Annotated in this window: 7 protein-coding genes; 1 reads left to right on the forward strand and 6 read right to left on the reverse strand. The window is 73.6% G+C overall.

The window, feature by feature from the left end:
* The first annotated feature begins 59 nt into the window (after positions 1–59).
* Positions 60–1,184, forward strand: a complete 1,125-nt coding sequence (gene nagA / locus BQ6202_RS00260) for an N-acetylglucosamine-6-phosphate deacetylase (protein ID WP_234946076.1) — start codon at positions 60–62, stop codon at positions 1,182–1,184.
* Positions 1,185–1,221: 37 nt separating this feature from the next.
* On the opposite strand, the gene BQ6202_RS00265 is transcribed toward nagA, so the two are convergent.
* The 6 genes from BQ6202_RS00265 to BQ6202_RS00290 all read right to left on the reverse strand — a co-directional run bounded on the left by BQ6202_RS00265 (position 1,222) and on the right by BQ6202_RS00290 (position 12,023).
* A complete protein-coding gene (locus BQ6202_RS00265) occupies positions 1,222–1,941 on the reverse strand; it encodes a GNAT family N-acetyltransferase (RefSeq protein ID WP_072312687.1) in 720 nt (239 codons plus the stop codon).
* Between the two features lie 230 nt (positions 1,942–2,171).
* Positions 2,172–5,570, reverse strand: coding sequence for an error-prone DNA polymerase (locus BQ6202_RS00270; protein WP_072312688.1), 3,399 nt, complete (start codon positions 5,568–5,570; stop codon positions 2,172–2,174).
* A gap of 168 nt (positions 5,571–5,738) precedes the next feature.
* A complete protein-coding gene (locus BQ6202_RS00275; RefSeq protein WP_083586768.1) occupies positions 5,739–7,292 on the reverse strand; it encodes a DNA polymerase Y family protein in 1,554 nt (517 codons plus the stop codon).
* A 127-nt stretch (positions 7,293–7,419) separates the two neighbouring features.
* Positions 7,420–9,816, reverse strand: a complete 2,397-nt coding sequence (locus BQ6202_RS15050; protein ID WP_143143600.1) for a beta strand repeat-containing protein — start codon at positions 9,814–9,816, stop codon at positions 7,420–7,422.
* 83 nt (positions 9,817–9,899) lie between these two features.
* Positions 9,900–11,201, reverse strand: a complete 1,302-nt coding sequence (locus BQ6202_RS00285; RefSeq protein ID WP_072312689.1) for a hypothetical protein — start codon at positions 11,199–11,201, stop codon at positions 9,900–9,902.
* A gap of 132 nt (positions 11,202–11,333) precedes the next feature.
* A complete protein-coding gene (locus tag BQ6202_RS00290) occupies positions 11,334–12,023 on the reverse strand; it encodes a hypothetical protein (RefSeq protein ID WP_072312690.1) in 690 nt (229 codons plus the stop codon).
* Between the last annotated feature and the right edge of the window lie 93 nt (positions 12,024–12,116).

The raw sequence follows: 12,116 nt of genomic DNA on the forward strand, positions 1-12,116 counted from the left end.
CCCGTGCTCGAGTGCTGCTCGAGGCGGGCCCTCTGCGTCCTCCGCGTAGGCTGACGAGCGTGACGGAGCGCATGCTGCTGACGGTCGACCGGGCTCTGGCCGAGGGCGTCCTGGTGCCGGATGCGTGGGTCGAGACGGCAGACGGCATCATCACCGCAGTCGGGCAGGGAGCGCCGCCGCGCGCCCCCGATCTCGAGCTGCGAGGCGTCACGCTCGTGCCCGGCTTCGTCGACCTGCACTGCCACGGCGGCGGCGGCTCGGCGTTCGACGACGGGGCACCCGACTGGGAGGCCGTCGACCGCTTCCACGGCGAGCGCGGCAGCACCAGCAGGGCGGTCTCGCTCGTGACGGCTCCGCTCGACGAGCTGCTGCCGCGCGTCGCCGCCGCCGCCCGTCGCTGTGCGGTCGACCCATCGCTGCTCGGCATCCACCTCGAGGGCCCGTTCCTCGCCGACAGCCACCGCGGCGCCCACGACGCCTCGGCGCTGCGCGCGCCGACGCCCGATGCGGTCGAGCAGCTGCTCGACGCCGGCGAGGGCCGCATCCTGCAGGTCACGATCGCGCCCGAGCTGCCCGGGGCGCTCGACGCGATCGGCAGCTTCGCAGATGCGGGCGCGCGCGTCGCCGTCGGCCACACGGGCGCCGATGCAGCCACCGCTCGCGCCGCGTTCGATGCTGGCGCGACGCTCCTGACGCACGCCTGCAACGCCATGCCGCCGTTGCACCACCGCGCCCCTGGCCCGCTGGCTGCAGCGCTCCTCGACGAGCGCGTGACGCTCGAGGCGATCGCCGACGGCCACCACGTCGCCCCCGAGATGCTCGCGCTGCTGCTGCGCTCGGCGCCGGGCCGCATCGCGCTCGTCACCGACGCGATGGCGGCCGCGGGCATGCCCGACGGCGACTACCGCATCGGTGCGCTCGACGTGCGGGTCGTGGGCGGGCTGCCGCGCCTGGCGGCAGATGGCACGATCGCCGGCTCGACGCTCACGCTCGACCGGGCGGTGCGGGTGCTCGTCGCTGCCGGCGTGCCCTTCGAGGTCGCCGTCGATGCGGCGACGCGAGCACCGGCGAATGCAGTGGGTCGCGACGACCTCGGCCGCATCCGGGTGGGTGCCCGAGCCGATCTCGTGGCGCTCGACGCGCGGCTCGAGGTCGTCGGGGTGTGGCGCGCTTCGACACGATGAGCGCCTGCGGAGCGCACCGGCTCAGCGAGCCGCAGGTCTAGTCCTCGTCAGGCTCGGCGACGACGTCCCACGTGCCGAAGCACGCCAGCCCCGCCGAGCGCGCGAGCGCGATGGAGGCTCCGTTGTCGAGCTGGCAGCGGTACTGCGGCTCGTAGCCGAGCGAGAGCGCATGGGCGCTCATCGCCCGCACCGTCTGCCGGGCGAGTCCGCGGCCCCGGAATCGCGGCAGCGTCAGCACCCCCAGGTCGGCGAGCGCCGTCTCGGGCCACGGGTACATGCTGGCGGCGCATGCGAGCTCGTCCTCCACGAAGGCGCCGAACACGAGCCAGTGATCGAGCTCGACGAAGGCGTCGTCGAGGTCGCTCTCGGGGGCCTCTCGCTCGAACGCCGCGAAGGCCGTCGCGTCGGCGACGGTGAGCTGCCGCACGTGTGACGGCGCGGTCGCCTGCACGAGCAGCTCATGCCCCTCGGCGGGCAGGTAGAAGAGCGCATCGGCGCCGTGCAGCGAGAGGTCCGCCCGCTGCAGCGCCGCCGCGAGCTGCGCCGAGCCGACGGTGCCGCCGTGCACGAGGCCGAGCGCGCGCGCGATCGAAGGAGTGGCGGAGACGATGCCGGCACCGTCGGTGGGCTCGAGCACCGCCAGGCGCCGATTCTGCGGCAGGGTCTCGTCGACGACCACGCCGAGCTCGCCGTTCGAGACGGGTGTGGCATCCGCAGACAGGGGCAGCCAGTACTGGGTGACAGTGCTCGAGAACATGGGTTCGCCTCCGATGTGCGGGGGATGCCGACCACGCAGCACCGCAGGGTATCGGTGGTGTGACGGGCGCACGCTTCGACACGGTGAGCGCCTGCGGCACGCACCGGCTCAGCGACCGCGCTTCGACACGGTGAGCGCCTGCGGCACGCACCGGCTCAGCGACCACGCTTCGACACGGTGAGCGCCTGCGGCACGCACCGGCTCAGCGACCCGTCGCCAGCTGAGCCCGCCTAGCGGAAGTCGCGCGACCCCGAGCTCGGCACCTCGAAGCGCTCGAGCCGATCGGCGAGCAGCGCGATGACCCCCTCGGGCGTCCGCTGCAGCATGCCTTGCACGATGAGCGCTGGCGAGTGCCGCGCGACCTGCCGCGAGTGCGCCCACAGCCCCTTCGAGATGATGACGTTCAGCATGCCCGTCTCGTCCTCGAGGTTCATGAAGGTGACGCCCTGCGCCGTGCTCGGCCGCTGCCGGTGCGTGACGACGCCCGCCGCCTGCACGCGCCGGCCGGGCTCTGCCTCAGCGAGCGCCGCGATCGGCAGCACGCCGCGGCCGTCGAGCATCGCGCGCGCGTGCCGCACCGGATGATCATCCGTCGCGACACCCGTCGACCAGATGTCGAGCGCCACCTGCTCGGAGGCCGACAGCATCGGCAGCAGCGGCGGCTGGATGACCAGCTGCGAGCCCTCGAGCTGATCCTCGCGCTCCGCCGACGCGGGGCCCGCGAGCCACAGCCCCTCCCGCCGGCTGACGCCCAGCCCCTCGAGCGCGCCAGCGGTCGCGAGCGCCTCGAGCTCGCCGCGGTCGAGGTCGGCGCGGCGCGCGAGGTCGTGGATGTCGCGCAGCGGCGCCGCCTCGCGCGCGGCGACGATGCGCTCGGCGGCCGCCTCGCCCACGCCCGCGACGCTCGTGAGCCCCATCCGCACGGCGAAGCCCGCGTCGCGCCGATGCCGGTCGCGCATCGCGAGCGTCTCTGTCGCGACCTTCGGCACGGGCGGCTGCTCCCGCTCGAGGCACGCGTCGACGCCTGGCCTGCGCTCGCCGTGCCGCTCGAGGCCAGCGACGATGCCCGACCGCGCCACGTCGGGGCGCAGCGTCTCGACGCCGTGCCTCGAGGCATCCTTCACGAGCGTCTGCGGGGACCAGAACCCCATGGGCTGGCTGCGCAGCAGCCCAGCGAGGAACGCCGCCGGGTAGTGCAGCTTGAGCCACGACGAGGAGTAGACGAGCTTGCCGAACGCGAGCGAGTGCGACTCGGCGAAGCCGAAGCCCGCGAAGGCCTCGATCTTGCGGTAGATCGACTCGGCCGTCTCGTCGTCCACACCGTTCGCGGCCATGCCCGCGAAGAGCTTCGCCTTGAGCGCCTCGATGCGCTCCCGCGATCGCTTCGAGCCGATCGCGCGGCGCAGCTGGTCGGCCTCGCCGGCGTCGAAGCCGCCGACCGCGACCGACATCTGCATCAGCTGCTCCTGGAACAGCGGCACCCCGAGGGTGCGCTCGAGGACCGGCACGAGCAGCGCGTGCGGATAGGTCACCGGCTCGGCACCGGTGCGGCGGCGGATGTAGGGGTGCACCGCACCGCCCTGGATGGGGCCGGGGCGGATGAGCGCGATCTCGATCACCAGGTCGTAGAAGCTGCGCGGCTTCAGCCGCGGGAGGGTGGCCATCTGCGCGCGCGACTCGACCTGGAACACGCCCACCGCATCCGCCTCGCACAGCATGTCGTAGACCCCCGCCTCCTCGGCGGGGATCGACCCGATCGACCACTCCTCGCCGAGGTGCTCGCGCGCGAGCTCGAGGGTGTGCGACATGGCGCCGAGCATGCCGAGGCCCAGCAGGTCGAACTTCACCAGGCCCATCCACTCGCAGTCGTCCTTGTCCCACTGCAGCACCGTGCGATGCTCCATGCGCGCGGGCTCGATGGGGCAGACCGTGCCGACGGGCTGCTCGGTGAGCACCATGCCACCCGAGTGGATGCCGAGGTGGCGGGGCGCGTGCAGGAACTCGCCGGCGAGCAGCGCGACCGGCTCGGGGATGCCGCTGTCCTCGTCGATGCGCGAGTAGGACTCGACCGACTTCGACCAGGCGTTCTGCTGCCCGACGGCATAGCCGAGCGCCTTCGCCGCGTCGCGCACCGCCGACTTCGGGCGGTAGGTGATGACGTTGGCGACCTGCGCGGCGTTGCGGCGGCCGTAGCGCTCGTAGACGTGCTGGATCACCTCTTCGCGCCGGTCGGCGTCGAAGTCGATGTCGATGTCGGGCTCCTCGGTGCGCATCATCGAGATGAAGCGCTCGAAGGGCAGGTCGTAGCGGATGGGGTCGACGGCGGTGATGCCGAGGATGAAGCAGACGGCGCTCGCGACGGCCGAGCCGCGGCCCTGGCAGAGGATGCCGCGGCTGTGGGCGAACTCGGCGATCTCGAACACGATGAGGAAGTAGCCGGCGAAGCCCTTCTCGTCGATGAGGCGCAGCTCGTGGTCGAGCCGCCCCCGCACCGAGGGGCTGGGTGCGCCGTCTGCGCCGGTGTCGTAGACGCGCGGCAGCCGCTCGTCGACGAGCGCCCGCAGCCAGCTCATGGGGGTGTGCCCCGGTGGCACCTCGGTCTTCGGCAGGGCGGGGGATGCGGCGCGCAGGTCGAAGGCGAGGTCGCGCCCGAGCGCCGCGGCCGTGTCGACGGCGCCGGGGAACGCGCGGAAGCGACGGGCCATGACGGCGCCCGAGCGCAGCGACGGCACGCCGCCGGCGGGCAGCCAGGCGTCGAGCTCGTCGATCGAGCGGCGGGCGCGCACGGCCGCGACCGCGTCGCCGAGCTGCTGCCGGGCGGGGCTCGCGATGTGGGCGTTGGTGGTCGCGATCATCGGCAGCCCGCGGCGCTCGGCGAGGTCGGCGAGCACCCGGTTGCGCTCGTGGTCGCGCGGGTCGCCGATGTCGCTCAGCTCGACCACGACGCGATCCCGACCGAAGAGCGACGCGAGCCGGTCGAGCTCGTGACCGGCGGCATCCGCCCCGTCTGCGTCGGCACCGAAGCGGTCGAGCGCCTGGCGCACGGTGCCCTTGCGGCAGCCCGACAGGATCATCCACTCGCCGCGCGCGGTCTCGGCGAGCCGCTCGAGCTCGAAGATGGGCCGCCCCTTCTCGCCCGGCCGGCCGCGGCTGTCGGTCGAGAGGTAGCCGTCGGTGAGCGCCGAGGCGAGCGCCGAGTAGCCCGTCGGGCCGGTCGCGAGTGCGACGAGGTGGCTGCCGTCGGGGTCGGGGATGCCGTGCTGCGGGGTCTCGAGGCCGAGCGAGAACTCGGTGCCGAAGACGGTGGGCAGCTGCGCCTCTGCGGCGGCCTCGGCGAAGCGCACCGCGCCGTAGAGCCCGTCGTGGTCGACGAGCGCGAGCGCCTCGAGGCCGAGCCTGCGCGCCTCGTTCACGAGCTCTGCCGGGCTCGAGGCGCCGTCGAGGAAGGAGTAGTGCGAGTGGGCGTGCAGCTCGGCGTAGGGCGTCGAGGCGCTCGGCACGCGGATGCGCGGGCGCCGCGCCTCGTCGAGCTCCTCGGCGCGCGGGGTCTTGCCCGCCCCGACGTCGCGGTCGCTGAGGATGCCCTCGAGCTCGCGCCACGGCATCGCCGGGTTGTTCCAGCCGGCCATCGCTCCCCCTTCCCCTGCTGCTGCGCCTGCCTGCGCCTGCCTGCGCCTGCCTGCGCCTGCCTCGTCCGCCTCATCCGCCGTTCTTCAACCGGTCTCCCGGTGGTTCGACCGGGCTATCCGGTCGAACCCCCTCCATGCCGGTTGACGGTCGCCGGCGTGCTGCGCCCCTCACGCATAACGGCCCTCGGCGAGCCAGGCGCCGTCGGCGTGCAGCAGTACCCAGGCCTCGCCCTCGCCGTCGAGCAGCTGCAGCCGGTGCACGACGTCGCCGAGCTCGCGCCGCCTGATCGGCCACGGCCCCGCCCACGTCACCACCCGCCGCCGCGGCGCGGCGGGCGGCGAGAAGACGGCGGGGGATGCCTCGCGCACGTCGAGCGCGCTGGGCTCGACGGCGAGACCGGCGGCATCGACGAGCAGCACCGGCAGCGGCGGGCGGAAGACGACGGAGGGCCGCGGTGCGGGCAGCGCGCCCGGCCAGGGTCCGACCGGCTGCGGCGGTGCGGCGTCGCCCCACGGGGTGAGCACGCCGCGCTCGGCCAGCAGCCTGCCGCCGCCGGTCGCCGCGGTGAGCACTGCCTCGCGCCCCAGCATGCTCTGCAGCCGCTCGAGCGCGTGCTTCGTGCGGTCGTCGATGTCGCCGCCGCCCCACAGCCCCGGCATGTGCTCGGTGTCGGCGTCGAGCCGCTCTGGCAGCGCCTCGACCTCGACGAGCGCCGAGCCGAGGTCGCTCTCGGCGAGCTGCCAGCGCATCCGGTCGACGATGTCGCTCGCGCGCAGGAAGCCAGGCTGCCGCCAGAGGCGCTCGCTCACCCGCCCCTCCTCGGCGCGCAGCAGGATGCGGATCTCGCTGCACACGAGCCGCTGCTCGGCCAGCTGCCGCACGAAGCGCTCGACCGGCTCGCGCACCGCGAGCGCCAGCTCTGCCACGCCCTCGATGCCGGGCTCGAACACGAGCCGCAGCACGCGCTCCTCCCCCAGCCCCGCCTCGTCGACGCGGCGGTCGTCGAGCCCGCGAGCACGGGAGAGGGCGATGAGCCCCGCGGCGCCGAAGCGATCGCGGATGCTCGCCTCCGGCAGCTGCGCGAAGTCGCCCAGCGTGTGCACGCCGAGCCGGTGCAGCATGCCCGGCAGCTCATCGTCGCCCAGCACCCCGACGGGCAGCGCGCTCAGGAACTCCTGGCTGCGCCCCTCGGGCACGATCGTGTCTGCGGCCGCGGCGAGCTCGGCGGTGAAGCGATCATCGGCGACGCCGAACGCCGCCGTCAGCCCCAGCGCCGCGAGCGCCGAGCGCACCGCCTCGATCGCGCGCGGCTCCGAGCCGTAGAACCTGCTGGCCCCCCGCATCCGGAACGCCAACGCCCCGTCGCCGATGGGCTGCGCGGCGGGCACGACCGCGAGCACCGCGCGCACGACCTGCTCGAAGGCGAGCGCCTCGCCCACCGGGTCGGCGGGCGCGAGCGCGAGCATGGGCGAGGCCGACTGCGCGTCGCGCACCCGCATGCCGACCCGCACGCCATCGGCTCGAGCCCCTGCGTCGCAGGCGACGACCCGCAGCGCGTGGGTGATCGCGCCCGGCACGCCGGCCTCGCCGCCAGCGGGCAGCGCGCCGGTCTGGCGCGCGACGACGACCGCCCAGTCGGGCACGCGCAGCACGCCGATGCGGCTGTCGCGCTGCGGGGTGGCGCGCGACTGCGCGCCCCGCTCCATCGTCTGCTCTGCCATGCATCCATGATCGAACACACGTTCGAACGCAGTCAAGCGGATGCGGTGTGTCGCGATCAGCCTGCACCGCACGCGGGCATGCGGAGGTGCGGGACGCTGTCGTACGCGCCCCGCACCTCCCTGCACATCACTGCATGCTGCGGACGCGACGTGCGCCCAGCATCAGCAGTGCACCGAGCGCCAGCAGACCGAGCGCCATCAGCAGGGCTGCGGAGTGCTCCGCGCCCGTCTGCGGCAGCATCGCCGCCGAGCCGCCCGCGGCCGACGGGTTCGCCCCGTCGTCCGCCGGGCGGTCGATCACCGGGAGGTCGGCCTTGCCGTCGTCGCCCGGAGTGCTGGGCTCACCGGGCATGTTCGGCTCGCCAGGGGTGCCCGGCTGGCCGGGGGTTCCCGGCTCACCCGGGGTGCCCGGCGTACCCGGCTCACCCGGCGTACCAGGCTCACCCGGGGTACCCGGCTCACCCGGCGTACCAGGCTTACCCGGGGTACCCGGGGTACCCGGGGTACCCGGGGTACCCGGGGTACCCGGGGTACCCGGGGTACCCGGGTCACCCGGCGTACCAGGCTCACCAGGCGTACCAGGCTCACCCGGGGTACCAGGCTCACCCGGGGTACCCGGCTCACCCGGGGTACCCGGCTCACCCGGGGTACCCGGCTCACCTGGGGTTCCCGGGCCCGTCACCGCGCTGCAGTCGCTCGACGACGCATCGCCGATGAGGCCGATCGCGTTGCAGGAGACGTTCACCGGCACCGAGACGCCGATGCTGCCGAGCAGGCCCGAGAGCAGCCCGTCGTCACCGGAGGTCGAGCCGTTGCCCGACCCAGTGGTCGCGGAGGAGTCGACCGTGGACCCCTCGCTCGTCGCGTCGCCCAGCACGGCGATCGCGTTGCCACCGACAGCCACGGGAACCGCGGCCTCGATGACGGTCTGCAGACCGCCCAGCAGGCTGTCGTCACCGGAGGTCGACGGAGCATCCGACGAGCCGGAGCCCGTCGTCGCGCCAGCGTCCGAACCGGTGCTCGTCGCGTCACCGACGACGCCGACAGCGTTGCCGCCAGCGACGATCGGCGCCACGACATCAGCGACCACCTGCGTGCCACCCAGCAGGCTGTCATCACCGGAGGTCGACGGAGCATCCGACGAACCGGAGCCCGTCATCGCGCCAGCGTCCGAACCGGTGCTCGTCGCGTCACCGACGACGCCGACAGCGTTGCCGCCAGCGACGATCGGCGCAACCACATCAGCGACCACCTGCGAACCACCCAGCAGGCTGTCATCACCCGAGGTCGACTCGGCAGCATCCGACGAACCGGAGCCCGTCATCGCCCCAGCGTCCGAACCGGTGCTCGTCGCGTCACCGACGACGCCGACAGCGTTGCCACCAACGACGATGGGCGCCACGACATCAGCGACCACCTGCGTGCCACCCAGCAGGCTGTCGTCACCGGAGGTCGACGGAGCATCCGACGAACCGGAGCCCGTCATCGCCCCAGCGTCCGAACCGGTGCTCGTCGCGTCACCGACGACGCCGACAGCGTTGCCGCCAGCGACGATGGGCGCCACGACATCAGCCACCACCTGCGTGCCACCCAGCAGGCTGCCGTCACCGGAGGTCGACTCGGCAGCATCCGACGAACCGGAGCCCGTCATCGCCCCAGCGTCCGAACCGGTGCTCGTCGCGTCACCGACGACGCCGACAGCGTTGCCGCCAGCGACGATGGGCGCCACGACATCAGCCACCACCTGCGAACCACCCAGCAGGCTGTCGTCTCCCGAGGTCACCGGCGCATCCGACGAACCGGAGCCCGTCATCGCCTCAGCCGACGAGCCCTCGCTGTGCGCGTCACCGCCCACACCGACAGCATTGCCGCCCGTGATCACGGGCGCTGCGACGTCGTAGACCTCCTGCGTGCCGCTGCCGACACCGTCGTCACCCGAGGTGGCAGCAGGAGCGCTCGCTCCTGCATCCCCGGTCGACGCGGTGCTGCTCGAGTCGGTGCTCGTCGCATCGCCCAGCACCGCGACCGCGTTGCCCGAGATGTTCACCGGCACCGAGACGTCGCCGAGCAGCTGGGTGCCGCTCAGCACGCTGTCATCACCGGACGTCGATGCCGCCGCGGCGTCGCCGCCGCCTGAGCTCGTCGTCGCGGTCGAGCCCTCGCTCGTCGCGTCGCCGAGCACGCCGACCGCATTGCCTGCGATCGTCACCGGCAGGTCGACGTCCACGAGCGCCGTCGTGCCCGAGAGCACGCCGCCGATCCCGGAGGTCGAGACGCCGGCCGACGGCGCTTCCGCCGACGAGTCCGACGTCGTGTGCGCATCCGTCGACTCGGCATCGCCGAGCAGACCGAGGGATGTGCCGCTGATCGTCACCGGCAGCGAGACATCCACCACCGCCTGGTTCCCTGCACCGAGGCCGTCTGCGCCCTCGGTCTCTGTCGCACTGGCGATGCCAGTGCCTGCGGCCCACAGGCCGCCCGCGACCGCTGCTGTGCACAGCGCTCGCCACATGAGCTTGTTCATTGCTCTGCCTTTCCTGATTGGAGTGATCCGCCATCCCGCTCCGGGACGGCTGTGCATGCCGCGCGAGCGCGGCAGGGGATCGCTCAATCAGGACTTGCGGTGTGCTCCTCGACGATCGAGGCGGGGGCGCGATCGTTCGCGATCGCGCCAGCCTGCCCGCCCGAGAGCTCGGGCAGCAGGTGGTCATGGGTGTCCGCCACAGCGGCGGCGGCTCCGGCGGCAGCGCCGCTCGCGCCAGCCGGCGCAGCCGGCGCGACCGCGGGAGCAGCGGGCGCCTCGATCGGCACGGCGCGCTCGCCGACCGTGGGCAGCGCTCCAGGCTGCGGAGCCTCGACCGTCGTGACGGCGGCAGGCATCGGCGCGAAGGTGAGTGCCGCCATCACGCGGAGCGCGAGGGTGTCGGCAGCGTCGGGGGCGTCGGATGCGTCCACGGCGCTCGCGTCGTCGGCCTGCGTCGTCGGGGCGGGAGCCGGGGTCTGGAGGATCGGCGCTGCGGGTGCCGGCGTAGCGGGGATCGGCTGCGGCGACGGGCTCGGGACTGCGGGGGTCGGGACTGCGGGGCTCGGGCTCGAGGGGACCGGCACCACAGGGTTCGGAGCTGCGGGGCTCGGGTTCGGCGTGACTGCCTCGACCACGTCCACGACCGGGTCGAGCACCGGGTCCAGCGCCTCTTCGACGACGTCGACGACGGGCTCGGTCACCGGCTCCAGCGTCTCCTCGACGGCGTCGACGACCGGCTCGGTCACCTCAGTGACCAGATCGCCGACGGGCTGCGTCACCTCGGTCACCAGATCGCCGACCGGCTGCGTCACCTCGGTCACCAGATCGCCGACCGGCTGCGTCACCTCGGTCACCAGATCGCCGACCGGCTGCGTCACCTCGGAGACCAGATCGCCCACCGGCGCCGTCACCTCGGAGACGACATCGCCCACCGGCACCGTCACCTCGGAGACCAGGTCGCCAACAGGCGCCGTCACCGCAGAGACCAGATCGCCGGCCGGCTGCGTGACCTCGGTGACCGGCTCCGCCACCGCTGCGACCACGTCGCCGACGGGCGCTGCCATGTCGCCGACGAGATCTCCCGCAGGCTCCGCGACCTCTTCGACGAGGTCGCCGACCGGCTCCGCCACTCCGCCGACCAGCTCGCCGACGGGCTCCGTGACCTCTCCGGCCAGGTCGCCGACCGGCTCCGTCACACCACCGACCAGGTCGCCGAGGTCCTGCACGAGCCCTGTGGTGGATCCGCCGACCGCCTCATCACCGGCCGCATGCGCAGGCATCCCGCCTGCGAAGAGGAACAGCGCCGCGGCTCCGATCGTCGCGGTGCCGCTCGCGAGCGCGAGGCGCAGCAGGCGGGGCTGCCTGCGCGGTGCGCTCGCGTCCATTGCGGTCCTCCGAAGTCATGCCTTCTCGGGTGTTCTCTGGTCACGCTAGGCCGCTGGCATGGGAGAAGCGAGGAATCTCAGAGCATTCACAGCAATTCTGCTCGCCTCCCAGTTCTGCGGAGTGTGAAAGATTCACGCGGCCGATCTGCGCGCTTCCACCGCCCGCATCCCCGGCCCACCCGTCCTGTCGATGGGGATCCTCGCGAAGCTCGGAGCCCCGCCGGTCGCCACCTCGACGACGAGGCCGCCGGCAGCGATCCGCCCGTCGCCGTCGGCGAGCCCCTGCCACTCGGCGCGCACGCTGCGCACCACGGTCGCTGCCCCATGCCACGGCCCCGCGATGAGCAGCGTCGACGAGGCCTGCCGCAACCGCGCGGCGAGCCGAGCAGCATCCGTCGGCGTCACCCTGCCGGGCGAGGCGGCGAGCACCACCGGCATCGCCTCGGCCAGGCTCGCCACCACATCGAGCCACGAGCGGCCCGGATGCGGCACGAGCGCCACGCGGTCGATGGGCACCCCGAGGTCGCGGGCCGCCTCGATGCCGAGATCGGGGAGTCCGACGATCGCGCCCCAGGCACCTGCCGGCATCACCGCCCCCAGGCACGCGAGCGCGAGCCCTCGCGACTCGATGCTGTGCACGGCACCCGCACGCAGGCGCCGCACCACCTCGTCCAGGCCCTCCAGCATCGACTCGTCGGGCACCGGCGCCTGCTGCGTGGTGGCCTGCTGCATGCCGCGGAGCCGCGCGCGCAGCGCTTCGACCGTCGCCGTGCGGTCGTCTCCCGTGCGGCGCTCGAGTCGTGCTGGAACCCGTGTGCTCACACTCCATGATCGAACGTGTGTTCGATCGCTGTCAATCGCGCGCGGCGTGTCGCCACGGCCTCGCCGACGGCCTCCGCCGGCCGCAGCGCGCGC

The organism is Agrococcus sp. Marseille-P2731 (assembly GCF_900117395.1).
In the GTDB taxonomy this organism is placed as follows: domain Bacteria; phylum Actinomycetota; class Actinomycetes; order Actinomycetales; family Microbacteriaceae; genus Agrococcus.

Excerpts from the sequence above, each read along its gene's own strand:
- BQ6202_RS00265 (WP_072312687.1), bottom strand. The coding sequence starts at position 1,941 with ATGTTCTCGAGCACTGTCACCCAGTACTGGCTGCCCCTGTCTGCGGAT.
- BQ6202_RS00270 (WP_072312688.1), bottom strand. The coding sequence starts at position 5,570 with ATGGCCGGCTGGAACAACCCGGCGATGCCGTGGCGCGAGCTCGAGGGC.
- BQ6202_RS00275 (WP_083586768.1), bottom strand. The coding sequence starts at position 7,292 with ATGGCAGAGCAGACGATGGAGCGGGGCGCGCAGTCGCGCGCCACCCCG.
- BQ6202_RS15050 (WP_143143600.1), bottom strand. The coding sequence starts at position 9,816 with ATGAACAAGCTCATGTGGCGAGCGCTGTGCACAGCAGCGGTCGCGGGC.
- BQ6202_RS00285 (WP_072312689.1), bottom strand. The coding sequence starts at position 11,201 with ATGGACGCGAGCGCACCGCGCAGGCAGCCCCGCCTGCTGCGCCTCGCG.